The organism is Pseudomonas sp. ITEM 17296 (assembly GCF_028895205.1).
GTDB classification, from domain to species: domain Bacteria; phylum Pseudomonadota; class Gammaproteobacteria; order Pseudomonadales; family Pseudomonadaceae; genus Aquipseudomonas; species Aquipseudomonas kermanshahensis.
Genome location: NZ_WJRS01000020.1, coordinates 55,906 through 81,698 on the forward strand (window position 1 = coordinate 55,906; position 25,793 = coordinate 81,698).

The following is a 25,793-nucleotide window of genomic DNA, read 5'->3' on the forward strand; positions in this document are numbered from 1 at the left end:
CTCCTACAGGGACCGCGTACGGCCTGTGGGAGCCGGCTTGCCGGCGAAAGGGGCGCAGAGCGCCCCCCCGGATTTCAGACCAAGGTCTCGATCCGCAGCGTATTAGTCGAACCCGGCTTGCCGAAAGGCACACCGGCGGTGATCAACAGCGTATCCCCGCGGCTGGCCATGCCTTGCGCCTGGGCAATTTCCAGCGCGGTCGAGCAGATTTCGTCAACCTGACGCAGGCGGTCGTTGACCACCGAGTGCACACCCCAGGCCACACTCAGGCGGCGCGCCGTGTTCAGGTTCGGCGTCAGGTTGAGGATCGGCGCCCGTGGCCGCTCGCGCGCGGCACGTAGCGTTGAGGCGCCCGACTCGCTGTAGTTGACCAGCACCGCCACCGGCAGAATGCCGCTGATACGGCGGATCGCGCAGCTGATGGCGTCCGACACGGTGGCTTCGGCTTTCGGCCGGCCAACGTCGAGCTGGGCCTGGTAGTCGGGGCCGTTTTCCACTTGGCGGATGATCTTGCTCATCATCTGCACGGCTTCCAACGGGTAGTCGCCTGACGCGGTCTCGGCCGACAGCATCACCGCATCGGCACCTTCGGCCACGGCGTTGGCCACGTCGGTGACTTCGGCGCGGGTGGGCGCAGGCGAGAAGCGCATGGATTCGAGCATCTGCGTGGCCACCACCACCGGTTTACCCAGCTGGCGGCAGGTGCCGATGATGCGCTTCTGGATCTGCGGCACGCTTTCGGCGGGTACTTCCACGCCCAGGTCACCGCGGGCCACCATGATCGCGTCTGCCAGTTCGGCGATTGCCTGCAGCTGTTCGACCGCCGAGGGTTTCTCGATCTTGGCCATCAGGTAGGCGCGGTCGCCAATCAGCTGGCGCGCCTCGACAATGTCTTCAGGGCGCTGCACGAACGACAGGGCCACCCAGTCCACGCCCAGCTCCAGGCCGAAGGCCAGGTCGCGGCGGTCTTTTTCGGTGAGCGGGGAGAGGTCGAGCACCGCTTGCGGCACGTTGACGCCCTTGCGGTCGGACAGTTCGCCACCGTTCAGCACTTCGGTGTCGATGGCGTCACTGTGCTTGGCGGTCACGCGCAGGCGCAACTTGCCGTCATCGAGCAGCAGGTCCATGCCGGGTTCCAGCGCAGCGATGATCTCTGGGTGCGGCAGGTTGACCCGGCGGCTATCGCCCGGTGCCTTGTCCAAGTCCAGGCGCAGTGCCTGGCCACGTTGCAGTTGCACCTTGCCTTCAGCAAAACGGCCCACGCGCAGCTTTGGCCCTTGCAGGTCCATGAGGATGCCCAGCGGGTAGTTCAGTTGCTGCTCGACTTCGCGGATCCACTGATAGCGCAGGGCATGGTCGGCGTGCTCGCCGTGGCTGAAGTTGAGGCGGAAGATGTTCACCCCGGCTTCGACCAGTTGACGGATGTCGTCGATGCCGTTGATCGCAGGGCCAAGGGTGGCGAGGATTTTGACTTTTTTATCAGGCGTCATGATTGCGGAGTCTCGAGGATCAGAATGGCGCGGAAGTCGTTGACGTTGGTGCGTGTTGGTTCGGTGACGATCAACGCATCGAGCGCGGCGAAGTAGCCGTAGCCGTTGTTGTTGTCCAGCTCGTCACTGGCCGACAGGCCCAAGGCTTCGGCGCGGGCATAACTGCAAGGGGTCATGAAGGCACCGGCGTTTTCTTCGGAGCCATCAATGCCGTCGGTGTCACCGGCCAGCGCGTACACACCCGGCAGGCCTTTCAGGCTTTCGGTAAGGCTGAGCAGGAACTCGGCGTTGCGCCCGCCACGGCCATTGCCGCGCACGGTCACGGTGGTTTCGCCGCCGGACAGGATCACGCAGGGGGCTTTCAGCGGCTGGCCGTGCAGCACGATCTGCCGGGCGATACCGGCGTGTACCTTGGCCACTTCGCGCGACTCGCCTTCCAGATCACCGAGGATCAGCGGGCTGAAGCCGGCCTGGCGGGCTTTGACCGCAGCGGCTTCCAGCGACTGCTGGGGCTTGGCGATCAGCTGGAAGTGGCTGCGGGCCAGGGCCGGGTCATCGGCCTTGACGGTTTCCGACGCCGGGTTGTTGAGCCAGTCGATGACGGCTTTGGGTGCATCGATGTTGTAACGTTTGATGATCGCCAGGGCGTCGGCTGAGGTGCTCGGGTCGGCCACGGTCGGGCCAGAGGCGATGACAGTGGCGAGGTCGCCGGGCACATCGGAAATGGCATAGGTGTAGACGGTGGCCGGCCAGCAGGCCTTGGCCAGGCGGCCGCCTTTGATCGCCGAGAGGTGCTTGCGCACGCAGTTCATCTCGCCGATGGTGGCGCCGGATTTGAGCAGTGCCTTGTTGATGTGTTGCTTGTCGGCCAGGGTCAGGCCCTCGGCGGGCAGTGCCAGCAGTGCCGAACCACCGCCAGAGAGCAGGAAGATGACACGGTCGTCTTCGTTCAGGTTGCTGACCAGCTCCAGCACGCGCTTGGCCACGGCCAGGCCGGCGGCATCGGGGACCGGGTGAGCGGCCTCTACCACCTCGATTTTCTGGCAGTAGGCGCCGTGGCCGTAACGGGTGACGACGAGGCCGGACACTTCGCCCTGCCAGCTTTTCTCGACCACTTCGGCCATGGCGGCTGCGGCCTTGCCGGCGCCGATGACGATGACCCTGCCGCTACGGTCGGCGGGCAGGTAGGGTTCGAGGACTTGGCGCGGGTGGGCGGCGGCGATGGCTGTGTCGAACAGCTCGCGAAGAATTTTTTGCGGATCGACCGACATGGCAGGCTCCCAAATTATTGTTGTTCTGCAGAATCGAAAACGCCCCTGGAACTGCCTCCGTGCAGGCCGAACCAGGGGCGGGTGTTGCTCGGTGTTGGGTCAGAGACCCTGGGGGCGCTTTGCGCCCCTTTCGCGACACAAGGCCGCTCCTACATGAGACCGCGATCCCTGTAGGAGCGGCCTTGCGTCGCGAAAGGGCTGCAAAGCAGCCCCCAAATTCAGCTTACTTGTCGTCGCGGATCGAGAAGTTGGCCATGTGCTCCAGGCCTTTGATCAGCGCCGAGTGGTCCCAGTTGCCGCCACCCAGGGCCTGGCAGGTGTTGAACACTTGCTGGGCGTTGGAGGTGTTGGGCAGGTTGATGCCCAGTTCCTTGGCGCCTTGCAGGGCCAGGTTCAGGTCCTTCTGGTGCAGGTTGATGCGGAAGCCTGGGTCGAAGGTGCCTTTGATCATGCGCTCGGCGTGCACTTCGAGGATTTTCGACGAAGCGAAGCCGCCCATCAGTGCTTCACGCACCTTGGCTGGGTCGGCGCCGTTCTTGGCGGCGAACAGCAGGGCTTCGGCAACCGCCTGGATGTTCAGCGCAACGATGATCTGGTTGGCCACCTTGGCGGTCTGGCCGTCGCCGTTGCCACCCACGCGGGTGATGTTCTTGCCCATGGCTTCGAACAGCGGCAGGGCGCGCTCGAAGGCTTTCGGGCAGCCACCGACCATGATGCTCAGGGTCGCGGCCTTGGCGCCGACTTCACCGCCGGACACCGGGGCGTCCAGGTAGGCGGCGCCGGTGGCCTTGATCTTCTCGGCGAAGGCTTTGGTAGCGGTCGGCGAGATCGAGCTCATGTCGATCACGACCTTGTTCGGGCCGACACCTTCGGCCACGCCGTTCTCACCGAACAGGACGGCTTCCACCTGCGGGGTGTCGGGGACCATGACGATGATGAATTCAGCTTCCTGGGCCACTTCTTTCGGGTTGGCCAGGGCCACCGCGCCAGCGGCGATCAGGTCGGCCGGGGCGGCGTCGTGGTGGGTGGAAACGAACAGGCTGTGACCTGCTTTTTGCAGGTTCTGAGCCATGGGCTTGCCCATGATGCCGGTGCCGATAAAGCCGATTTTAGCCATGAGAGATTACCTCGTTGTATTTGTTGAATCTCGATGGAGCAGGCAATGCAGGCCCTTGTAGGAGCAGCCTTGTGCTGCGAAGAGGCCGGTATGACAGGCAGATCTTCTAGCGCAGAGATGGCCTCTTCGCAGCACAAGGCTGCTCCTACAACGTGCGTATGCGCCCTTAAATTGCGTTGTGGGTCTTCAGCCAGCCCAGGCCCGCTTCAGTGGTGGTCAGCGGCTTGTACTCGGCGCCCACCCAACCCTGGTAGCCGATGCGGTCCAGGTGCTCGAACAGGAAGCGGTAGTTGATCTCGCCGGTGCCTGGCTCGTTGCGGCCTGGGTTGTCGGCCAGCTGGATGTGGTTGATCAGTTTCAGGTTGGCTTCCATCGTGCGAGCCAGGTCACCTTCCATGATCTGCATGTGGTAGATGTCGTACTGCAGGAACAGGTTGTCGCTGCCGACTTCGGCCTGGATTTCCAGGGCTTGCTTCGTGGTATTCAGGTAGAAGCCTGGGATGTCGCGGGTGTTGATCATTTCCATGACCAGGCGGATCCCGGCGGCTTTCAGTTTTTCGGCGGCAAACTTCAGGTTGTCGACGAAGGTCTTGCGCACCTCGGCGCATTGCAGGCCTTGCGGGCGGATGCCGGCCAGGGCGTTGACCTGGGTATTGCCCAGGACCTTGGCGTATTCGATGGCCTTGTCGACACCGGCGCGGAACTCTTCAACACGGTCGGGGTGGCAGGTGATGCCACGCTCGCCTTTGGCCCAGTCGCCGGCCGGCAGGTTGAACAGCACCTGGGTCAGGCCGTGCGCATCGAGCTGCTGCTTGATTTCGGCGGCGCTGAAATCGTACGGGAAGAGGTATTCGACGCCGCTGAAACCAGCATCGGCGGCGGCCTTGAAGCGGGCCAGGAAGTCCTGTTCGGTGAACAGCATGGACAGGTTGGCAGCGAAGCGAGGCATGAGTTGTCTCCTTGCGATGAAGGCCCCCAGGGCATGCCTGGGGGCGTCAGGCGATCAGTCCAGCATCGAGATGGCGGTTGGCGCGTCGTTACCGACCAGGGCCAGGTCTTCGAACTCGTTGACCGCGTTGATCTCGGTGCCCATGGAAATGTTGGTCACACGCTCGAGAATCACTTCAACCACCACCGGCACGCGGAACTCTTCGGCCATTTTCTGCGCCTTGAGCAGGGCAGGGGCGATTTCGCCTGGCTCGAATACGCGGATGGCCTTGCAGCCCAGGCCTTCGACCACGGCGACGTGATCGACACCGTAGCTGGCGGCGTCGCTGGAGTTGATGTTCTCGAACGCCAGTTGTACACAGTAATCCATGTCGAAGCCACGCTGCGCCTGGCGGATCAGGCCGAGGTAGGCGTTGTTCACCAGCACGTGGACGTACGGCAGGTTGAACTGCGCGCCGACTGCCAGCTCTTCGATCATGAACTGGAAGTCATAGTCACCCGACAGGGCGACCACTTTGCGCGATGGGTCGGCCTTGACCACACCCAGTGCGGCAGGGATGGTCCAGCCCAGCGGGCCAGCCTGGCCGCAGTTGATCCAGTGACGTGGCTTGTACACGTGCAGGAACTGCGCGCCGGCGATCTGCGACAGGCCGATGGTGCTGACGTAGGTGGTGTCCTTGCCGAACACCTGGTTCATCTCTTCGTACACGCGCTGTGGCTTGACCGGCACGTTGTCGAAGTGGGTCTTGCGCTGCAGGGTGGCCTTGCGCTCCTGGCAGTCTTCCAGCCAGGCCTTGCGGCACTTGAGCTTGCCAGCGGCTTTCCACTCGCGGGCCACTTCGAGGAACACATCCAGCGCCTTGCCAGCGTCCGACACGATACCCAGGTCTGGGGTGAATACGCGGCCGATCTGGGTCGGTTCGATGTCCACGTGCACGAACTTGCGGCCTTCGGTGTAGACGTCGACGGAGCCGGTGTGGCGGTTGGCCCAACGGTTACCGATGCCGAACACCAGGTCGGATTTGAGCAGGGTGGCGTTGCCGTAGCGGTGCGACGTCTGCAGGCCGACCATGCCGACCATCAGGGCGTGGTCGTCCGGGATGGTGCCCCAGCCCATCAGGGTCGGGATGACCGGTACACCGGTCAGCTCAGCGAACTCGACCAGCTTGTCGCTGGCGTCGGCGTTGATGATGCCGCCGCCTGCCACCAGCAGTGGGCGCTCGGCGTCATTGAGCATTGCCAGGGCTTTTTCGGCCTGAACACGGGTGGCGGATGGCTTGTTGACGGCCAGCGGCTCGTAGGCGTCGATGTCGAATTCGATTTCAGCCATCTGCACGTCGAACGGCAGGTCGATCAGCACAGGGCCTTGGCGGCCGGTGCGCATTTCATAGAAGGCCTTCTGGAACGCGTAAGGCACTTGGCCTGGCTCCAGCACGGTGGTCGCCCACTTGGTCACCGGCTTGACGATGCTGGTGATGTCGACGGCCTGGAAGTCTTCTTTGTGCAGGCGTGCACGCGGGGCCTGGCCAGTGATGCAGAGAATTGGGATGGAGTCGGCCGACGCACTGTACAGGCCGGTGACCATGTCGGTGCCGGCAGGGCCGGAAGTGCCGATGCACACGCCGATGTTGCCTGGGTTGGCACGGGTGTAGCCCTCGGCCATGTGCGAGGCACCTTCAACGTGGCGAGCGAGGACGTGATCGATGCCACCGACTTTTTTCAGGGCCGAGTACAGCGGGTTGATGGCAGCCCCTGGGATGCCGAACGCGGTATCTACACCTTCACGGCGCATGACCAGAACGGCTGCATCGATTGCTCTCATTTTGCTCATGGGTTGTGCCTCATCGATTTTGTAATTGTATACAACTTGCTGTGCGGCAGAGTGTATTCACGCCTGCCTGCTTAGGTCAATGGATTTTCATCGGGGAGAATGGCTTTCGTCGGACCGCCCGTGAAAACGGCGTTCTGTCGGATCGAGTACGATCGTTTTAAAATATTGTATACAAAAATATCTTCTGTTGTGTTCTATTTGCGCTATTGGTTTTCAACTGCCCTTAGGGCTTCTCACAACAAGAAGAGGACCTTTTCATGAACGTTCTGAACCTGAAAGTCGCGGTAAGCCTGGTCAATGCTGCGCTGGCGGCAGGCCGCCAGATCAACGCTGCGCCGTTGACTGTGGCGGTGTTGGATGCGGGCGGGCACTTGCTGGCGCTGCAGCGTGAGGATGGCGCTAGCCTGATTCGGCCGGAAGTGGCCACCGGTAAGGCCTGGGGGGCGATTGCCCTAGGCAAGGGCTCACGCTTGTTGGCGCTGGATGCGCAGCAACGTCCGGCGTTTTTTGCCGCATTGAATGGGCTGGGGGAGCGGCCGGTGGTGCCGGCACCGGGTGGTGTGCTGATTCGTGATCAGGACGGCAAGGTGCTGGGTGCGGTGGGGATCAGCGGGGATACGTCGGATATCGACGAGCAATGCGCAATCAGTGCGATCGAGGAAGTTGGGTTGAAGGCGGATGCGGGGGTGGCTGCCTAAATCTCTATTGGTTGTACTGGCCTATTCGCGGGCAAGCCCGCTCCTACACGTCACCGCAATGCTGGAAACTGCGGTGAACCTGTGGGAGCGGGCTTGCCCGCGAATGGGCCCTATCAGGCCGCCTCAGGCTCACAGCCCTTGAGCACCAGCCGAATGATGGTCTCGGCCGCCGCGTCATAATCACTCTCGGCCAGCTTGGCCTTGCCCGTCACCGCCGAAATCTGCCAATCGAAATCGGCATAGGTCTGGGTCGCCGCCCAGATGCTGAACATCAGGTGATGCGCATCCACATTGGCGATCTGCCCGCGCTCGATCCAACCCTGGATGCATTCGATATTGTGCCGTGCCTGCTCGTTGAGCTGCTCGACCTGGTTGGGCGACAAATGCGGCGCACCGTGCATGATCTCGCTGGCAAACACTTTGGAGGCATGCGGCAAATCGCGGGAAATGCGGATTTTCGAGCGAATGTAGGCACTCAGCACTTCTTTAGGGTCACCGTCAGCATTGAACGGCGTCGAGGCCTGCATGATCGGCGCGATGATGCTCTCCAGGACCTCGCGGTAGAGGTTGTCCTTGGATTTGAAGTAGTAATACACGTTCGGCTTGGGCAGGCCGGCCTTGGCCGCGATATCGCTGGTCTTGGTGGCGGCGAAGCCCTTGTCGGCGAATTCCTCGCTGGCCGCGCGCAGGATCAGTTCCTTGTTGCGCTCGCGAATGGTGCTCATTGTCAGGGATCTTCCTCGTGTCTGGCCACCTCTAAGAGGGATCGGGCATGTTAGCACCGCGGCTGAAGGGCGCTCAAGGCAGCGACTTTCGGCTAGACTCCGGCACATTCATTTCACGGGAAACAGGCACATGGCAGGAAGCAGTCTACTGGTACTGATCGACGATATCGCCACGGTACTCGACGACGTGTCGTTGATGACCAAGGTCGCGGCGAAAAAGACGGCCGGCGTGCTGGGGGACGATTTGGCGCTCAATGCCCAGCAGGTGACCGGCGTGCGCGCCGAGCGCGAAATCCCGGTGGTCTGGGCGGTGGCCAAAGGCTCGTTCGTCAACAAGGCGATCCTGGTGCCGGCGGCGTTGCTGATCAGCGCCTTCATCCCGTGGGCGGTGACGCCGTTGCTGATGGTCGGTGGCGCGTACCTGTGCTACGAGGGGTTCGAGAAGCTGGCGCACAAGTTCTTGCACAGCAAGGAAGAGGACAGCGCGCAGCATGAGGCCCGCAAGGAGGCCGTGGCCGACGCCAGTGTCGACCTGGTCGCCTACGAGAAGGCCAAGATCAAGGGTGCGGTGCGCACCGACTTCATCCTGTCGGCCGAGATCATTGCCATCACCTTGGGGATCGTGGCGGATTCGCCGCTGCCCCAGCAGATCATCGTGCTGTCGGGCATCGCCGTCGTCATGACGGTTGGCGTTTACGGGCTGGTGGGCGGCATCGTCAAGCTCGATGACCTGGGCCTGTGGATGACCCAGAAAGCATCCAAATTATCCCAGGCGGTCGGTAACGGCATCCTGCGCGCTGCGCCCTACATGATGAAGAGCCTGTCGGTAATCGGGACGGCGGCGATGTTTTTGGTCGGCGGCGGGATTCTGGTGCATGGCATCGCGCCCCTGCATCATGCCATCGAGGCCTTCAGCGTGGGGCGCGGTGGTGGGCTGACCGTGGCCTTGCTCAACGGCGTGGCCGGTGTCGTGGCCGGGGCCGTGGTGCTGGCGGTGGTCAGCGGTGTAACGAAGGTGTGGCGCGCCGTCAGGGGCTGACGACCACGCCGCTTTCCTCCGGCTTCCAGGCCAGCAGGCCCTTGCTGAAGCCGTAGGCGGCGCTCTGGTAGTAGGCAATGGCACGGCGTACCAACGGGTTGTCGTTGCCCACGGTGGTTTCATGGCTGTTGCCCAAGGCGTCTTCATGCACGCGCATGCCACCGCGTGGGCTGAGGATGGCCAGGTTTTTGCCGTCGAACAGGCCCAGGTGCTGGTAGTTGCCGATCAGTACGCGAGGTGGCAGTGCATCCTCCTTGAGCAGGTCGCGGCCGAAAAAGGTCGAGGTGTAGTCAAGGTTGAGCAGGCCGAGCACGGTCGGCGCCAGGTCGATCTGGCTGGCCAGCTTGGCGTCCTCTCGGGGCGCGATGAGCTTGGGTGCATAGATCCACAACGGGATCTGGTAATTGCTCACCGGCAGGTCTTCCACGCCAGCGCTGCCAGCGGTGTGGTCGGCGACGAAGATGAACAGCGTGTTGTCGAACCACGGCTTGTGCTTGGCCGCCTGCAGGAACTGCGCGATGGCATGGTCGGTGTACTTCACCGCACCTTCACGGCCATCACCGGATGGAATGTCGATGCGGCCTTCCGGGTAGGTGTAGGGGCGATGGTTGGACGTGGTCATCAGTTGCAGGAAGAACGGCTGCTGCTTGGCATGGTCAGCGTCGGCCAGCTTCAGGGTTTGCCGATACAGGTCTTCATCGGCCATGCCCCAGGCGTTCTTGAAGCTGATTTCGCTTTCATCGATGCTGCTCTGGTCGACGATGCGATAGCCATTGCCACTGAAGAACGCATTCATGTTGTCGAAATAGCCGCGCCCACCGTAGACGAACACGGCATCGTAGCCCCTGGCCGTCAACTGCTGGCCGAGGCTGGCATAGCCGCTTTCGCGGCCGATGCGCTTGACGATCGAGCGCCCCGGGGTTGGCGGAATCGACAGGGTGATGGCTTCCAGGCCGCGGTCGGTGCGGGTGCCGGTGGCGTAGAAATTGTTGAAGTACAGGCTCTCGCGGCGCAAGGCGTCGAGGTTGGGCGTGAGGTTGCGCGCGTCGCCGTTGCTGCCCATGTATTTGGCGCTGAAGCTTTCGAGGGTCACCAGGATGATGTTCGGGGTGCGCTGTGGGCCATGGGCGCTGATGTGGCGGCGAATGTCCTGTGGCTCCTGGCCCTGGAAGCGGACGTCGGGTTCGGCCAGTTCCTGATGCATGTGCGCGCCGACGTCAGCTGCGTCGAGGCTGGCATAGAACTGCGTGTAGTCCAGTTCATTGTTACGGAAGGCGGCGAAGAACTGATACGGGCCGTTGCTGGCCAGCTCGCGCTGGTAGGCGTTGCCGCCTTGGCCGCGCGGAAACTGCTGATCGATTACCACGGCATTCAGGCTAGCCAGCGCCGCCAGCAGGGCAATGCCCAGCACGCGTTGACGCATGCTCGCGGCGGGGGCGGCCAGGGCCTGGGCCAGTGGTTTGCGCAGCAGCACTGCCAGCACCACTGCGACCAACGCGATGGCGCTGAGCAGCGTGGGCAAGGGGTAGGATTCGCGGATGTTGTCCAGTACTTCCTTGGAGTAGACCAGGTAGTCGACGGCGATGAAGTTGAAGCGCACACCGAATTCGTCCCAGAACAGCCATTCCGATACTGCGACGAACAGCATCACGAACAGGCTGACCACCAGCAGCCCGGTCAGCAGCCCGCGATGGGCGCGCGTACGCCACAGCGAGGTAGGGCAAAGCGCCAGGCATACGCCGATCGGCAGGGCAGCATAGACAAGAAAACTCAGGTCGTAGATTGCCCCGTCAAAAAACAATGAGAAGTAATTACCACTGACTTCATCCAGGTGGGTTACCAGCAATACCAACCGCGTCAGTAGGAAAATGCCGAACCAGAGTGAGCAAAGTAGTACCAAGTAGCGCCAAGGGGCGGCGAGGGTAGTGCGCATCAAATAGCCCTGTTGTCTTTTTTAGTTGTGCAGAGGGCGGAAGATTAGATCAGCGTGTGCAAAAAAAATGTCAAAATTTTGCGGTGCGCACAGAGAAAGTCAGAATTATAGTTAGGCACTGTCGCTTACAGACTTGATGGGGAGGTGTGCACATGTTCGGCAATGTATTGACCTATGACGCCTATCACTTGGCGTTGTATTTGATCACGGCGATTGCCTGGGTGAGCCTGGGCTTTGGCTTCCTGCTGAGCGGGATAGACATGCAGGCGCTCTACAAGGGCTGCGCGATGTTTGGCGTGGCGCTGACCATCAGTGTGGTGATGCTGGTGGTGGATATCCTGCAGATGCTTGAGCACCATCAGGTGGAGATGGCATTGGTGATAGTGGGTATTATTCTGCCGGCTGGGGTTATTTTGACCTACAAGGCAACTTATTTGTTAGGTAGGTTTTCTCCTAAAAGCTTGTAAGAACTTTCTTACAACTTAATGCGTGACAGCGTCACCGTTTAGCAACGCTGTCACGTTTCAGCGGCTTAGAAGTGTACTTTTACCAAGAAGCTCGCTGTGTTTTGGTCAGTGGTAAAGGCATCGGAGTCCTTGATGCCGTATTTGTTCTTCCAGTAATCGTATTCAAAACCGACATACAGTTGCTTCTCACCCAGGTGCAACGCCTTGCCCAGGTCATATTTGACCTGTGGGTTGAAGTGCAGGTTGGCTTGGTAGGTGCCGCGACGGTTCTCGTCGTTGTCCACGACCCAGTCCATGAAGCCGTCGATTAGGATGTCGGACGAGCCGACTGGAATGGTGTAGGACCAGACCGGGGTAATCTGCCAGACGTTGTCACCCGCGCGGCTGCCGTCGGTGGTGCGCTGGTAGAAGTTCAGCTGGAAGTAGTCGAAGCCTGGGATGTCCAGGTCGAAGCCCGGGCCGATCAGGTAGGACTCGGTATCACCCTCGCCGAACTCGTAGGTCATCGCCAGCAGCACGTCCTTGACCGGGCCGAACGCCAGCTTCTGGTCGAAGATCTTGCCAAACGACAGGCGTGGGCTGATTTCACCGTAGTAGGTGTTGGGGCCGTTACCCGCGTCTTTCTTGCCTTGGTAGAAGATCTTGTCGACGAAAATGAAGTTGTCGCCGTACTTCCAGCCATCGGCGTGCTCGAAGGTCACGGTTTGCTGGATCTCGGGGTTGACCTTGAAGTTCTTGCCCCACAGGTAGGTGAGGCTGTTGTTCTGCCACTGCAGCAGGTCGCCGCCGAAGGTGGTGCCGCAGGCCAGCAGGCCGCCGGCGAGGATCAGGCTGTTGATGGTACGCATTGCGAGTGTCGCTCCCTTGATTGATCTGTTGTCAGCGCTCGGTGTTGGCGCTGTTTTTGTCTTTTGAGTCAGCTTTTTTCGATAGGCCACAGCTGTTTGGCAAGAGCTGAGCCAACTTTTCCGGGCTGGCACAACCTTCCTGCTCGACTTCGTTCTGAACGGATGAAAAGGGTCTTTCAGGCTGGCAACACGTTGGCCAACCGCCCGTATTCATTGACTGAGCGGTCAGTAAACGCAGGCAGAATCCGTTCTGCCCTGATCGAGGGGGCGCGCAGATTACTGGCTTGCGCGCCGGTCCTCAAGTGCTCCGTCCTGGAGCGGTGTGAATCAAACTTGTGCGTTTGGTCAGGTTATTAGAAATGGACTTTGATCAGGGCGCTTGCAACGCTCTGGTTGCTGTCCACATTGCCGCGGCTGTCGATGCCGTATTTGTCCTTCCAGTAGCTGTATTCAAAGCCTACGTACAACTGCTTGGCACCCAGGTTCAAGGCCTTGCCCAGGTCGTATTTGACCTGCGGGTTGAACTGCAGGTTGGCGTGGTAGGTGCCACGGCGGGTCTGGTCGTTATCCACGACCCAGTCCATGTAGCCGTCGATGAGGATGTCGGACCTGCCCACGGGAATGGTGTACGACCAGGCCGGGGTGATCTGCCAGACGTTGTCGCCAGGGCGGCTGCCCTCGGTGTTGCGCACGTAGAAGTTCAAGGTGAAGTAGTTGAAGCCGGGGACGGCCAGGTCGAAGCCGGGGCCGATCAGGTAAGCCTCGTTGTCGCCTTCGCCACGCTCGTAGGTCATGGCGATGAGCACGTCTTTGATCGGGCCGAATTCGAATTTATGGCCGGTCATCTTGCCAAGCGACAGGCGTGGGCTGAACTCACCGTAGTAGGTTGTCACGCCTTTGCTGCGGTCGGCCTTGCCGTTGTAGAAAATCTTGTCGACGAACATGAAGGTGTCGCCGTACTTCCATTTGTTGGCGTGCTCGAACGTGATGGTCTGCTGAATATCAGGGTTGACCTTGAAGTCCTTGCCGTACAGGTAGCTCAGGCTTTCGCCGTGCCATTGCAGCCATTCGCCTGCATGCGAGGGGAGGGTGGCCAGCAGGCTGCTGCCCAATAACAGGGACGTGGTGATGCGCTTCATGTCGTGATTCCCGGACTTATTGTTTTTGTTGGCGGTTTTTTTAGCGCGCAGGGGCGCCCCGAGCGGCCCATTCCGGCGGGCCGACGGTGTAGCGGTTACTGCGGGTGTGAGTCAGGGCGGCCATTGCGCCGCCCTGTCTGGCTCAGTGCTGGTGACAGGCGTCGTTATGCGCCGCGCGGTCGGCACCACCGAGGATGTTGAACAGCACGTTCAACACCAGGGCGCTGACCGTGGCCATGGCGATGCCACTGTGGGTGATCGGTTCCATCCACTGCGGCATCTGTGCGAAGAACTCTGGGCGTACCACGGGGATCAACCCGAAACCGACACTCACCGCAACCAGCAGCTGGTTGCGACGGTCGCCGATGTCTGCTTCCTGAAGGATCTTGATCCCGGTGGCGGTGACCATGCCGAACATGGCGATGGACGCGCCGCCCAGTACCGCAGGCGGGATCGAAGCAATCAGGAACGCCGCTTTGGGCAGCAGGCTGAGCAGGATCAACAGCGCGCCGGCCACCACGGTGACGTAGCGGCAGCGTACCCCGGTCATCTGCACCAGGCCGATGTTCTGGGCGAACGAGGAGTGCGTGAAGGTGTTGAAGAAGCCCGCGACAAACGACGCGCCGGCATCGCACAGCAGGCCGCGACGCAGCATGCCAGGCGTGACTTCACGATCGGTCACCTTGCCCAGGGCGAGGAACATGCCCGTGGACTCGACGAAGATGATCACCACCACCAGGCACATCGACAGGATCGGTGCCAGGCTGAAGGTCGGCATGCCGAAGTGCAGTGGGGTGACCACTTGCAGCCACGGTGCGTCTTTCAGGCCGGTCAGGTCGACCATGCCGATGGAGCCGGCCAGGATGTAACCCAGGCCCATGCCCACCAACACCGAAACGTTGACCCAAAAGCCACGCATGAAGCGGTTGATGAGCAGGATCACGGCCAGTACCAGGCCTGCGACCATCAGGTAGATGGGCGAGCCGAAGGCTTCTGCCTCATGGCCGCCACCGGCCCAGTTGACCGCGACCGGGAACAGCGACAGGCCGATCGAGGTGATGACGGTACCGGTAACCAGGGGCGGGAAGAAGCGTACGACCTTGGACATGAACGGCGCGATCAGCATGCCGAAGAACCCGGCTGCGATGGTCGCGCCGAAGATCCCCTGCAGGCCGACGCCGGGCATGCCGGCCATGGCCACCATGCTGCCGACGGCAGCGAAGCTGGCGCCCATCATCACGGGCATGCGGATGCCCACCGGGCCGATACCGAACGACTGGATGATGGTAGCAACGCCTGCGACCAGCAGGTCGGCGTTGATCAGGAAGGCGACTTCTTCACGGGACAATCCGGCGGCTTGGCCAATGATCAAAGGCACGGCAATCGCGCCTCCGTACATCAACAGCACATGTTGCAGGCCTACCAGGATCAGTTGGAACAGGGGCAGAGGCTGACGCGGCGGCGCAACGGGAATGTACGCCTTGCGTGACTCGGACATGCAGCACCTCGAGTTTTGTTTTTATTCTCGGATCCAAGCGCCAGGCTGCAGGCCTGGGCGCTCGATGCTTGCTAGTTGCGTATTGCCTTGAAACAGAGGCCGGACAGGCCGGCCTCTTCGCGGGTAAACCCGCTCCCACCGGGAGCGGTGTGTGCCCGATGGGTCAGTTGACCGGGGCGCCTTTGGCGATCCAGTCACCGACGAGCTTGCGCTCTTCGGTGGTCATCTGGGTGATGTTGCCCAGCGGCATGATCTGGCTGGCGACCGCTTGCGCCTGGATGCGCGCGGCTTGGGCCTGGATCTGCTGCGGGGTGTCGAACATCACGCCGGCAGGGGCGGCGCTGAACAGTGGGCTGGTCGGCTTGGACGAGTGGCACACGGTGCAGCGTTCCTGGATGACATTGTGGATCTTGTCGAAGCTGTCGCCGCTTGCCTGGGCAGTGGCTTGCGCCGGTGCCGCAGGGGCTTCGGCGGGCTTGCTGGCCTCCTCGGCGCGCAGCTCGGCAGCCGTCTTGCCGCCGACGGCGGTGGCGGGCAGCGGCTGGTACTCGATCTTCGCGGCTGCTTGCTCAGGGCTGACGGCCATCGGCTTGGGGCCGGTGACGTAGGCCAGGCAGATCATCGCCAGGGCGCCGACGGGCAGGGTCCAGGCGTACTTGCTGCTGTCATGGCGGGTGTTGAAGTAGTGACGGATCAATACCGCCGCCACTGCAATGCCGGCCAGGATCAGCCAGTTGTACTGGCTGCCGTAGGTGCTCGGGAAGTGGTTGCTGATCATGATGAACAGCACCGGCAGGGTGAAGTAGTTGTTGTGACGCGAACGCAGCAGGCCTTTGGCCGGCAGGCGTGGGTCAGGCGTGGTGTTGTTCTCGATCGCTGCCACCAGCTGGCGCTGGGCCGGCATGATGATGCGGAACACGTTGCCGACCATGATGGTGCCGATGATCGCGCCGGTGTGCAGGTATGCGCCACGGCCGCTGAATACCAGGCTGAAGCCCCAGCACGCAGCGATGATCAGCACGAACAGCACGCCGCCCAGCAATGCCGGGCGCTTGCCCAGCGGCGAGTCGCAGAGCAGGTCGTAGATGAACCAGCCGGCCACCAGCGAACCGATACCAATGGCCACGCCCTCGGCACCGCTCAGGGTGCTGCCAGGGGCCAGCAGGTACAGGGTCGGGTTCCAGTAGAACACCACGCACAGCAGGGCGATACCGGACATCCAGGTGAAGTAGGCTTCCCATTTGAACCAGTGCAGGTTCTCGGGCATTTTCGGGGGTGCCAGCTTGTACTTTTCAAGGTGGTAGATACCACCGCCGTGGATGGCCCAAAGGTCACCCGACAGCCCGTCACGCGGATTGCTCCGGTTCAGGTTGTTTTCCAGCCAGACGAAGTAGAACGATGCACCGATCCAGGCGACACCGGTGATCATGTGAACCCAGCGAATGCTCAGGTTCAGCCATTCGTGAAGGTGTGCTTCCACAGTATGTACCTCTGCCGATCACCTTACGATGATCGACCTTTTCTTATTGGTGGGGATTGAGGATCAGCATCTGTTCCTCGGTGAAGTAATGCTCATCGCAGTTGTTGCCAGAACCACTGCGATCAACCACCAGGAAATCATCCCGCTTTTCGATCGTAAGCACCGGGTGGTGCCAAACGCCGCGATGGTAATTGATGCCCTGCCTGCCGTTACTGCGGAAGGCGCGGACCAAGCCTGATACAGGTGCATCGCCAACGGGCGCGACCACGATCAGAAAGGGGTTGCCGAGCAGCGGGATGAAAGCCTGGCTGCCCAGCGGATGGCGTTCCAGCATGCGTACGGTCAGCGGCATGTCCAGCGCGTCGGCGCGGAAGATGCTGATGATCGCTTTGTCTTCAGGCTCGGCGGTTTCGACCGTGGCGAGCTTGTGAAAGCGCATGGTCGAGCCGTTGTTGATCATGAAGTGGTCGCTGCCATCGGTTTCGATCACGTCACCGAAGGGGGCGAAGGCTTCTTTGGTCAGGGGCTCGATCATCAGGGTGCGCATGCGGTTATCTCTTCTATTGTTCGTTTTCTGAATGAGGTTCGGCTGTTGCTTACAGCTGCAGCAGACGGAACAGGGCGATCAGGTTGATCTGCGCCAGGGCTTCCTTGAATTCGGCATCCGCGTCGTTGTGGATGCGCTTTTCGAAAGCGGCGAGGATCTGGTGCCGGTTGCTGCCCTTCACGGCCATGATGAAAGGGAACTGGAACTTGGCCTTGTAGGCGTCGTTGAGTTCGGTGAAACGGGCGAACTCTTCGGCGGTGCACTGGTGGATACCGGCGCCAGCCTGCTCGTTGGTGCTCGATTCGGTCAGCTCGCCCTGGATGGCGGCTTTGCCGGCCAGGTCCGGGTGAGCGTTGATCAGCGCCAGCTGGTCGGCGTGGTTGGCGCTGAGCAGGATGTCGCTCATGCGCTGGTGCAGCACTTCGATCTCGTCCAGCTCGCTCAGGTTGCCCAGGCCATAGGCTTTTTCAGCGACCCACGGCGAGTGCTCGTAGATGTCGGCGAAGGCGGCGACGAAGGCGTCGCGGCCCAGGGTCGATGGCGTGAGGGTCTTGAAAGCGGTCATCAGGCGTTCTCTTTCTTGTACGGGTGGGTGGTGTGCCAGTGGCGGGCGATGTCCGCGCGACGGGCGAACCAGACCTGGTCATGGCTCTTGGCGTAGTCGACGAAGCGCTTGAGCGCGGCCAGGCGCGCCGGGCGGCCGACCAGCCGGCAGTGCAGGCCGATGGAGAGCATCTTCGGCGCTTCGGCACCTTCGGCGTACAGCACATCGAAGGCGTCCTTGAGGTACTGGAAGAACTGCTCGCCGCAGTTGAAGCCTTGTACCTGGGTGAAGCGCATGTCGTTGGTGTCCAGGGTGTAAGGGATCACCAGGTGCGGCTTGCCGGTGGGGTTGTTCGGCTCCCAGTAGGGCAGGTCGTCGTCGTAGGTGTCGCTGTCGTAGAGGAAACCACCTTCCTCCATCACCAGGCGGCGGGTATTCGGGCCGGTGCGACCGGTGTACCAGCCCACAGGGCGCTCGCCGGTCAGTTCGGTGAGGATGCGGATGGCTTCGAGCATGTGCTCGCGCTCTTGGGCCTCGTCCATGTTCTGGTAGTCGATCCAGCGGTAGCCGTGGCTGCAGATCTCGTGGCCGGCTTCGACCATGGCGCGGATCACATCCGGGTGGCGCTGGGCGGCCATGGCCACGGCGAACACGGTCAGCGGTACGCCGCTGTCCTTGAACAGCTTGAGCAGGCGCCACACGCCGGCACGGCTGCCATACTCGTACAGCGACTCCATGCTCATGTTGCGTTGGCCCTGCAACGGCTGGGCGGCGACCATCTCGGACAGGAAGGCTTCGGACTCTTTGTCACCGTGCAGGATGTTGCGCTCGCCACCTTCTTCGTAATTGAGGACGAAAGACAGGGCAATGCGGGCGTTGCCCGGCCATTGCGGGTGAGGTGGGTTGTTGCCGTAACCGATCAGGTCGCGAGGATAGTCAGCGCTCACTGCAGTCTTCCTTCTTGTGTGTTAGTGCGGGGTGGGCGGGCCGCGTCGGTATGTCGCACCACCGGATGGGCTGATTGTATACAACTTCTGAAATCTTTTGTAAGCCTGTTTTTCCGCATTTCTTCCCTTTTGTCGCCTGAGAATCCCTTGCAATAAACCTGCCTGATTGGTCAGCTAATGGCGTTGGCCTCGGCACGGTGCCTGTATTTGCGACTGTTGGCGGGTTTGCCTGGGCCGCGACGGACGGGTTCAAAAAATTGTGTACAATTTGGCGATGGAATGTCTTAATAACGTCATTCCCGCACATCGCAGGCCGGTTGGCGTGATGATGGCCGTGTATTTTTTGCCCACAGATTGAACAAGAGGCGACAAGCAATGGGACGTTTGACCACACACGTACTGGATGCCGCGCATGGCTGCCCGGGCAGCTCGATCAAGGTCGAGTTGTACCGTGTCGAAGGCCAACAGCTGGAGCTGGTGAACACCGCCCTGACCAACAGCGATGGCCGTGTTGATGCGCCGTTGCTGCAGGGTGACGATTACCGCACGGGCGTTTACCAGTTGCAGTTCAGCGCTGGCGATTACTACCGCGCTCGCGGTGTGCAACTGCCGGCCCAGGCGTTTTTGGATGTTGTCGTGCTGCGCTTTGGCATCGATGAGCAGCAGGAGCACTACCACGTGCCGCTGCTGATCTCGCCGTACAGCTATTCGACCTATCGCGGAAGCTAGTTGGTCGCTAGAAGAATCTTCGTAGGTCCTTTGGCCCGCTCTCACACTGGCGGGCTTTTTTTCGTCTGGTGTTTTTACACGTTGAGCTGGCATCAACCCCGCTTACTGATATTTTTGTCAGTTGTCTCTTCTGGATGTGTCTGAAATGATCAAATGACAATCCACACTGGAGCGTCAGGCATGATGATTTCAAAAAATGCATATGCACCTTATGGCTACCGTCTGCCCAATCATTACACTCTGGGCTTCAATGGTGAATGCCTGGATCCGGTCACTGGATTTTATAATTTGGGTAATGGTTATCGTGGGTATAATCACGTTTTGATGCGCTTTAATAGCCCAGATAGTTTGAGCCCATTCGCCGAGGGTGGTTTTAATGCATATGCCTACTGTCAAGGGGATCCTGTGAATTTCCTTGACCCAAGCGGCCATCTCATAGTGAGTCTAGTGAAAATGGCAGCTAGGCGACCTTTGCTTTCGTTAGTGCAGCCTATAGTTAAAGAAGTGATAGCGAACGAGACTCCGATTGGTCTGTTTAGTAAGAAGCTTGGCTGGCATGGTACGAATATTTCGAATATAAAATCTTTAGAAAATGGTCTACAGCCAGGGCATTCGAAGGAGGGCAGGCAATTGCAAGGGGCGGGATTTTACTTTGCGCCCGACATTTGGGAGGCCGCGCCGTATGCTCAAGAGCATGCCCCTAACGGAGTAATACTTGTGGTGTTAATACGCAAGGATGTTAGGTTGATTCCCGGTAAGGGCTATACAACAGATGAGCGAGGTAGGGTGCTGCTCAAGGAAACGGCATTTGATGTTGTTAGGGTGCAAGAGACTGTTCCAGAAAATGCGACGTCAGTAAAACTCCCCCCGGCGCCCTATAAGTTGTGGGAAAAGTAATAATACCCTGATCCCAAAACGAGGAGGGCGCCGAAGCGCCCTCTATTGAAGTGTAGGGTCAGAGAAATACAAACTTAGCTATGAAAATCGCGCAAAGTACCCACAGGCTGGCCGAGATTTCCTTGTACTTGCCAGTCCCAGCCTTCAGCGCTACATAGGTAATGAACCCCATGGCAATACCGTCCGCGACCGAGAAGGTCAGCGGCATCATGATCACCGTGACGATCGCCGGAATGCTGTCGGTGGCTTCGTCCCAGTGGATGTGCGCCATGCTGCCCATCATCAGCATCGCTACATAGATCAGCGCACCGGCAGTGGCATAGGCAGGAATCATCCCCGCCAGCGGCGCGAAGAACATCGCGGCGACGAACAGCAGGCCGACCACGACGGCAGTCAGGCCCGTACGGCCACCCGCCGCAACCCCCGCAGCACTTTCCACATAGCTGGTCACTGGCGGTACGCCGACCACGGCACCGAACACGCTCGATGCACTGTCGGCCTTCAACGCCCGCGACAGGTTTTCGATGCGGCCATCCGCCGCCACCAGGTTGGCACGTTGCGCCACGCCCATCAGGGTGCCGGCGGTGTCGAACATGTGCACGAACAGGAACGCCAGCACCACGCTGATCATGCTGACGTTGAACACGCCGGCCACGTCCATCGCCATCCAGGTCGGTGCCAGGCTCGGCGGCATCGACATCACCCCGCCAAATTTCACCAAGCCCAGGCCCCAGCCGGCCAGGGTGACGCCGATGATGCTGATCAGGATCGCGCCGAACACCCGCTTGTAGCTGAGGATGGCAATCGACAGGAAGCACACCGCCGCCAGCAGTGGGCCGGGTTCATGCAGCGAACCGAGCTTGATCAGCGTGGCCGGGCTGTCGACGATGATGCCTGCAGTCTTGAGGCCGATCAGCCCGAGAAACAATCCGACGCCGGCCCCCATTGCATGGCGCAGGCTCAGCGGGATGCTGTTGAGCAGCCACTCGCGCACTTTTGACAAGGTCAGGAACATGAACAGCACACCCGAGACGAACACCGCGCCCAGTGCCGTTTCCCAGTTGTAGCCCATGGTGCCGACCACGGTGTAGGTGAAGAACGCATTCAGGCCCATGCCGGGCGCCAGGCCCACCGGCCAGTTGGCGTACAGGCCCATCAGCAGGCAGCCCAGCGCGGCGGCGATGCAGGTGGCGACGAACGCCGCGCCGTGGTCGATGCCGGCGTCAGCCATGATGTTGGGGTTGACGAAGATGATGTAGGCCATGGTGATGAAGGTGGTCACCCCGGCGATCATTTCGGTTTTGACGGTGCTGCCATGTTGCTTGAGTTTGAAAATCCGCTCCAGCCAGCTCGTTTCGAGCGGTGGGGCGAGATCCAGCGTAGGGGCTTCGGATTTGCGGCTTTCCACAGCGGGTACTCCTCAAGTCTTTCTTGTTGTTTTGGAGCCATTGTCCTGCGCTTGCACTTGGCGGCTCCGCGAGGGAAGGCAGACACCTGACCGTTTTGTTGACTTATGGGTCAGGAAGTTGCACGGTGGATTATGCTTTTGTGTACAAAGAAAGCAAATAATGTTTTATCTTTTGTGTGCGCAATGCGTCGTACAACGGCTATATAGGTAAAAGGCCACCTGCAGAAACGGCTCAGCCTGTGTACAATGGCGCCATACTTTCCTTCGTGCCTCGAGAGCCCATGAACGAACAGCTGCAACCTCTGAAAAAACCTGTGCGCGCTGGCAAGGCCGGGCGCAGCGGTACCCAGGACGACATCGTCTACGCGCATATTTTCGAGGCGATCCTCGAACAGCGTCTGGCGCCGGGCACCAAGTTGAGCGAGGAAGCGCTGGGCGAGATCTTTGGCGTCAGCCGCACCATCATCCGTCGCGCCTTGTCGCGCCTGGCCCACGAAAGTGTGGTGCTGCTGCGGCCCAACCGCGGTGCGGTGGTGGCCAGCCCGACGGTGGAAGAGGCACGCCAAGTATTCTTCTCGCGGCGCATGGTTGAACGCGCCATCACCGAACTGGCCGTGCAGCACGCTACCCTTGAGCAGCTCAACGAGCTGCGTCAGATGGTGCGTGAGGAGCGTGACAGCTTCTCCCGTGGTGACCGCGGCGCGGGCATCCGCCTGTCTGGCGAATTCCACTTGAAGCTGGCCGAGGCGGCGGGTAATGCGCCGTTGGTCAGTTTCCAGCGCAGCCTGGTGTCGCAGACCTCGCTGATCATTGCCCAGTACGAAAGCGGCAACCGCTCGCATTGCTCGTACGACGAGCACATGCAGCTGATCGATGCCATCGAAGCGCGTGACGCCGAGCAGGCGGTGAGCCTGATGATGCATCACATGGACCACATCGACAGCAAGCTGAACCTGGACGAAGAAAGTGCCTCGGACGATCTGCATGCGGTGTTTTCGCATCTGTTGAAAAAGCCCAAGGTTGCTGCCAAGGGTTGATCGTTTGCTTGTATGAACTAGGGGGCCGCGTTGCGGCCCATTCGCAGCACAAGGCTGCTCCTACAGGGGTTACGCAATCCTTTGTAGGAGCAGCCTTGTGCTGCGAATGGGGCGCGAAGCGGCCCCTGGTCATTACTGGCCATAAACCAAACGTCTGCTAAATTCTTGTGAGCAAACCTTCATCAAGCAGTTGGGCTTGCGCATTCGTTGCGTTCAACTTCTTGAGGAAAGGATTCATGAGCATGTCCCTCGGTACACGCATGGGGGCCGAACTGATCGGCACCTTCTGGCTGGTCCTCGGTGGCTGCGGCAGTGCGGTAATCGCAGCCAGTTCCCCGCTTGGCATCGGCGTTCTCGGTGTCGCCTTCGCGTTTGGCCTCACTGTCCTGACCATGGCGTTCGCCATCGGTCACATCTCTGGCTGTCATCTCAACCCCGCCGTGTCGCTCGGGCTGGTGGTGGGCGGGCGCTTCCCCGCCAAAGAACTGCTGCCCTACGTCATCGCCCAGGTGATCGGCGCCATCCTTGCGGCAGCGGTGATCTATTTTATCGCCAGCGGCAAGGCCGGTTTCGAGCTGTCGTCAGGGTTGGCGTCGAACGGCTACGCCGATCATTCGCCCGGCGGCTATTCGCTGGGGGCGGGGTTTGTCAGTGAGGTGGTGATGACGGCGATGTTCCTGGTGGTGATCATGGGGGCCACTGATGCCCGCGCCCCGGCAGGCTTTGCGCCGATCGCCATCGGCCTGGCCTTGACCCTGATCCACCTGATCTCGATCCCGGTGACCAATACCTCGGTCAACCCCGCGCGTAGCACGGGGCCGGCACTGTTCGTCGGTGGTTGGGCCCTGCAGCAGCTGTGGCTGTTCTGGCTGGCGCCGCTGATCGGGGCAGCGATCGGCGGCGCGTTGTACCGGGGCCTGGCGAAAGAGCCTTAGCGCTGGTGCACGCAACGCCCAGCGGCGTAGGTTTCGCGCACAGTGCGGTCATCGCCCAGGGTGGTGAGCACGAACAAGGTCTCTTCGATGCTGTTGGACTGCTGAATACGGTAGTCCAACAGCGGCGTGGCCTTGTAGTCGAGCACCACGAAGTCGGCATCGTTGCCGGCGCGCAGGCTGCCGATGCGGTCGTCCAAGCGCAGTGCGCGGGCGCCGCCAAGGGTGGCCAGGTACAGCGACTTGTAGGGGTGCAGGCGTGCGCCCTGCAGTTGCATGACCTTGTACGCCTCGTTCAGCGTGTTGAGCAGCGAGAAGCTGGTGCCGGCGCCCACGTCGGTGCCCAGGCCAACGTTGACCTTGAAGCGCTCGGCCTGCGGCAGATTGAACAAACCGCTGCCCAGGAACAGGTTGGAGGTCGGGCAGAAGGCCACGGCCGAGCCGGTTTCGGCCAGGCGCTGGCACTCGTCGTCGCACAGGTGCACGCCGTGGGCGAACACCGAGCGCTCACCCAGCAGCTCGAAGTGGTCATAGACGTCCAGGTAGCCTTTCTGCTCGGGGAACAGCGACTTGACCCAGTCGATTTCCTTGAGGTTCTCCGACAGGTGCGTGTGCAGGTACACGCCCGGGTGCTCCTTGAGCAGTTGGCCGGCCAGGGTCAGTTGCGCTGGGGTGCTGGTCGGTGCGAAGCGCGGGGTGACCGCATAGTGCAGGCGGCCCTTGCCGTGCCAGCGCTCGATCAGTGCCTTGCTTTCGGTGTAACCAGACTCGGCCGTGTCGGTCAGGTAAGCAGGGGCATTGCGGTCCATCATCACCTTGCCGGCGATCATCCGCAGGTCGAGGCGTTCGGCTTCTTCGAACAGGGCGTTGACTGACTCCGGGTGCACGCTGCCGAATACCAGGGCTGTGGTGGTGCCGTTGCGCAGCAGTTCCTTGAGGAAGATTTTCGCGACCTGGTCGGCGTGGCCTTTGTCGGCGAACTGTTTCTCGCACGGGAAGGTGTAGGTGTTGAGCCAGTCCAGCAGCTGTTCGCCGTAGGAGCCGATCATGCCGGTCTGTGGGAAGTGAATATGGGTATCAATGAAGCCCGGGGTGATCAGGGCATCCTGGTAATGCACCACGTCGATACCGGCATCCAGGGTCGGCAGCAGCTCGCTGGCGTGGCCGATGGCGCTGATGCGGCCATCGGCGACCACCAGCAGGCCGTCTTCGTAGTATTCATGGGAGGCCTCCAGGCCGACCTCGGCCGGGTCGGCGATGCTGTGCAGGATGGCGGCACGGTAGGCTTTGCGGGTTGCGGTCATAAAGCGCTCGTCAAATGGCTTGGCTGCGCCGGGAAGGCGGCAGCAACTGGGCAATGGGGCCGGCGTTGGCGGCAGCGTCATGCTGGCCGAAGCAGGCGTTGTAGGTGGCAATGATTTCCGCGGCGATGGACACGGCGATCTCGATCGGCAGCTTGCCCTTGACCTCTGCAATGCCCATCGGGCAGCGCATGCGGGCCATGACGGCAGCGTCGTAGCCGCGCTCGCGCAGGCGGTGCTCGAACTTGGCCCGTTTGGTCTTCGAGCCGATCAGGCCGAACCAGGTGAAATCGTTGCGCTTGAGAATGGCGGCGGTCAGTTCCAGGTCGAGCTGGTGGTTATGGGTCATGACGATGCAATAGCAACCGGCTGGCAGCTCGGCCACTTCATCGACCGGCTCCTCGTTGACCACCTTGGTCACCCCAGGGGGGATGAGCTCGGGGAATTCCTGTTCGCGCGAATCGATCCAGCGCACCCGGCAGGGCAGCGCGGCGAGCAAGGGTACCAGAGCGCGGCCGACATGGCCCGCACCGAACACCGCGATCTGCGCCTGCACTGCGGCCATCGGTTCGAACAGCAGCACGGTGACGCCGCCGCAGCACTGGCCGAGGCTGGCACCGAGGCTGAAGCGCTCCAGGTGCGGGGTGGTGCGTTGTGCTTCGAGCATCTGCCGGGCGATGTGCAGGGCCTTGTATTCCAGGTGGCCGCCGCCGATGGTGTCGAACAGCGCGGTGGCACTGACGACCATTTTCGAGCCGGCGTTGCGCGGGGTAGAGCCGCGTTCCTCGATGATGGTGACCAGTACGCAGGGTTCGCCACGGGACTGGTGGTCGGCGAGGGCGTTGATCCATTGGTGCATGATTCAACCTCTCTTGAAGGCTGACATTGTCCTTGTGGGAGCGGGCTTGCCCCGCGAATGCGGCAGTGGCCACACCCTCGTATTCGCGGGGCAAGCCCGCTCCCACAG

Annotated in this window: 24 protein-coding genes; 7 read left to right on the forward strand and 17 right to left on the reverse strand. The window is 61.2% G+C overall.

The features are described 5' to 3' along the window. Positions 1-74: 74 nt before the first annotated feature. The 5 genes from pyk to gcl form a co-directional block, all read right to left on the reverse strand. Positions 75-1,490: a pyruvate kinase gene (gene pyk, locus GIB19_RS20245; RefSeq protein WP_238217376.1), complete on the reverse strand. Its 1,416-nt coding sequence runs from the start codon at positions 1,488-1,490 to the stop codon at positions 75-77. Then, positions 1,487-2,761, reverse strand: a complete 1,275-nt coding sequence (locus GIB19_RS20250; protein ID WP_274887804.1) for a glycerate kinase type-2 family protein — start codon at positions 2,759-2,761, stop codon at positions 1,487-1,489. The genes pyk and GIB19_RS20250 overlap by 4 nt, the downstream gene beginning before the upstream one ends. 223 nt (positions 2,762-2,984) lie before the next feature. Beyond that, the gene (locus tag GIB19_RS20255; protein ID WP_099428674.1) at positions 2,985-3,878 is read right to left on the reverse strand and encodes a 2-hydroxy-3-oxopropionate reductase; all 894 of its coding nucleotides are present in this window, start codon (positions 3,876-3,878) and stop codon (positions 2,985-2,987) included. A gap of 166 nt (positions 3,879-4,044) precedes the next feature. After that, positions 4,045-4,827 (reverse strand): hydroxypyruvate isomerase, encoded by a 783-nt coding sequence (gene hyi / locus GIB19_RS20260; RefSeq protein WP_099428675.1) that lies wholly within the window; start codon positions 4,825-4,827, stop codon positions 4,045-4,047. Positions 4,828-4,881: 54 nt separating this feature from the next. Then, positions 4,882-6,657, reverse strand: a complete 1,776-nt coding sequence (gene gcl, locus GIB19_RS20265; protein ID WP_274887806.1) for a glyoxylate carboligase — start codon at positions 6,655-6,657, stop codon at positions 4,882-4,884. Between the two features lie 257 nt (positions 6,658-6,914). Here gcl and GIB19_RS20270 point away from each other — a divergent pair, with 257 nt between their 5' ends. Continuing rightward, complete coding sequence (locus GIB19_RS20270; protein WP_099428677.1) at positions 6,915-7,355, forward strand: GlcG/HbpS family heme-binding protein; 441 nt, start codon at positions 6,915-6,917, stop codon at positions 7,353-7,355. Positions 7,356-7,468: 113 nt separating this feature from the next. Here GIB19_RS20270 and GIB19_RS20275 read toward each other — a convergent pair whose 3' ends face one another. Continuing rightward, entirely contained in the window at positions 7,469-8,080 is a 612-nt protein-coding gene (locus GIB19_RS20275; protein WP_099428678.1) for a TetR/AcrR family transcriptional regulator, read from the reverse strand. 130 nt (positions 8,081-8,210) lie between these two features. Here GIB19_RS20275 and GIB19_RS20280 point away from each other — a divergent pair, with 130 nt between their 5' ends. Beyond that, positions 8,211-9,119, forward strand: coding sequence for a DUF808 domain-containing protein (locus tag GIB19_RS20280; RefSeq protein WP_274887807.1), 909 nt, complete (start codon positions 8,211-8,213; stop codon positions 9,117-9,119). Here the strand turns inward: GIB19_RS20280 and GIB19_RS20285 are convergent. Beyond that, the gene (locus GIB19_RS20285) at positions 9,109-11,052 is read right to left on the reverse strand and encodes an LTA synthase family protein (protein WP_099428680.1); all 1,944 of its coding nucleotides are present in this window, start codon (positions 11,050-11,052) and stop codon (positions 9,109-9,111) included. The genes GIB19_RS20280 and GIB19_RS20285 overlap by 11 nt on opposite strands. Positions 11,053-11,204: 152 nt before the next feature. Here GIB19_RS20285 and GIB19_RS20290 point away from each other — a divergent pair, with 152 nt between their 5' ends. Next, positions 11,205-11,519, forward strand: a complete 315-nt coding sequence (locus GIB19_RS20290; RefSeq protein WP_274887808.1) for a hypothetical protein — start codon at positions 11,205-11,207, stop codon at positions 11,517-11,519. A gap of 65 nt (positions 11,520-11,584) precedes the next feature. Here GIB19_RS20290 and GIB19_RS20295 read toward each other — a convergent pair whose 3' ends face one another. From GIB19_RS20295 to puuE, 7 genes are all read right to left on the reverse strand, one after another. Continuing rightward, the gene (locus GIB19_RS20295; protein ID WP_027592962.1) at positions 11,585-12,367 is read right to left on the reverse strand and encodes an outer membrane protein OmpK; all 783 of its coding nucleotides are present in this window, start codon (positions 12,365-12,367) and stop codon (positions 11,585-11,587) included. 353 nt (positions 12,368-12,720) lie between these two features. Continuing rightward, complete coding sequence (locus GIB19_RS20300; protein ID WP_085272528.1) at positions 12,721-13,506, reverse strand: outer membrane protein OmpK; 786 nt, start codon at positions 13,504-13,506, stop codon at positions 12,721-12,723. A 142-nt stretch (positions 13,507-13,648) separates the two neighbouring features. Then, complete coding sequence (locus tag GIB19_RS20305) at positions 13,649-15,004, reverse strand: nucleobase:cation symporter-2 family protein (RefSeq protein ID WP_027592960.1); 1,356 nt, start codon at positions 15,002-15,004, stop codon at positions 13,649-13,651. Positions 15,005-15,167: 163 nt separating this feature from the next. Further along, a complete protein-coding gene (locus tag GIB19_RS20310) occupies positions 15,168-16,484 on the reverse strand; it encodes a urate hydroxylase PuuD (RefSeq protein WP_099428683.1) in 1,317 nt (438 codons plus the stop codon). 43 nt (positions 16,485-16,527) lie between these two features. Then, positions 16,528-17,031, reverse strand: a complete 504-nt coding sequence (locus GIB19_RS20315; RefSeq protein ID WP_027592958.1) for an ureidoglycolate lyase — start codon at positions 17,029-17,031, stop codon at positions 16,528-16,530. Positions 17,032-17,080: 49 nt separating this feature from the next. Then, positions 17,081-17,596, reverse strand: a complete 516-nt coding sequence (gene uraD, locus GIB19_RS20320; protein WP_027592957.1) for a 2-oxo-4-hydroxy-4-carboxy-5-ureidoimidazoline decarboxylase — start codon at positions 17,594-17,596, stop codon at positions 17,081-17,083. Next, positions 17,596-18,522 (reverse strand): allantoinase PuuE, encoded by a 927-nt coding sequence (gene puuE, locus GIB19_RS20325; RefSeq protein WP_027592956.1) that lies wholly within the window; start codon positions 18,520-18,522, stop codon positions 17,596-17,598. The genes uraD and puuE overlap by 1 nt, the downstream gene beginning before the upstream one ends. Before the next feature lie 375 nt (positions 18,523-18,897). On the opposite strand from puuE, the gene uraH reads away from it, so the two are divergent. Beyond that, positions 18,898-19,251 carry a hydroxyisourate hydrolase gene (uraH, locus tag GIB19_RS20330; RefSeq protein WP_003259496.1) on the forward strand — a complete coding sequence of 118 codons (354 nt, stop codon included), beginning with the start codon at positions 18,898-18,900 and terminating at the stop codon, positions 19,249-19,251. Positions 19,252-19,431: 180 nt separating this feature from the next. Continuing rightward, on the forward strand, positions 19,432-20,148 hold the full coding sequence (locus tag GIB19_RS28500) for an RHS repeat-associated core domain-containing protein (RefSeq protein WP_446731400.1): 717 nt from the start codon (positions 19,432-19,434) through the stop codon (positions 20,146-20,148). A gap of 58 nt (positions 20,149-20,206) precedes the next feature. Here GIB19_RS28500 and GIB19_RS20340 read toward each other — a convergent pair whose 3' ends face one another. Further along, positions 20,207-21,556 (reverse strand): NCS2 family permease, encoded by a 1,350-nt coding sequence (locus tag GIB19_RS20340; protein ID WP_446731401.1) that lies wholly within the window; start codon positions 21,554-21,556, stop codon positions 20,207-20,209. 281 nt (positions 21,557-21,837) lie between these two features. Between GIB19_RS20340 and GIB19_RS20345 the strand changes: the two genes are divergently transcribed. Together GIB19_RS20345 and aqpZ are read left to right on the forward strand one after the other, a co-directional pair. Then, positions 21,838-22,593, forward strand: coding sequence for a GntR family transcriptional regulator (locus GIB19_RS20345; protein ID WP_027592953.1), 756 nt, complete (start codon positions 21,838-21,840; stop codon positions 22,591-22,593). Between the two features lie 236 nt (positions 22,594-22,829). Continuing rightward, positions 22,830-23,528: an aquaporin Z gene (gene aqpZ / locus GIB19_RS20350; protein WP_274887812.1), complete on the forward strand. Its 699-nt coding sequence runs from the start codon at positions 22,830-22,832 to the stop codon at positions 23,526-23,528. Here aqpZ and guaD read toward each other — a convergent pair. Further along, positions 23,525-24,829: a guanine deaminase gene (gene guaD / locus GIB19_RS20355; protein ID WP_274887813.1), complete on the reverse strand. Its 1,305-nt coding sequence runs from the start codon at positions 24,827-24,829 to the stop codon at positions 23,525-23,527. The genes aqpZ and guaD overlap by 4 nt on opposite strands. Positions 24,830-24,839: 10 nt before the next feature. Further along, positions 24,840-25,685 carry a xanthine dehydrogenase accessory protein XdhC gene (xdhC, locus tag GIB19_RS20360; RefSeq protein WP_085272530.1) on the reverse strand — a complete coding sequence of 282 codons (846 nt, stop codon included), beginning with the start codon at positions 25,683-25,685 and terminating at the stop codon, positions 24,840-24,842. Between the last annotated feature and the right edge of the window lie 108 nt (positions 25,686-25,793).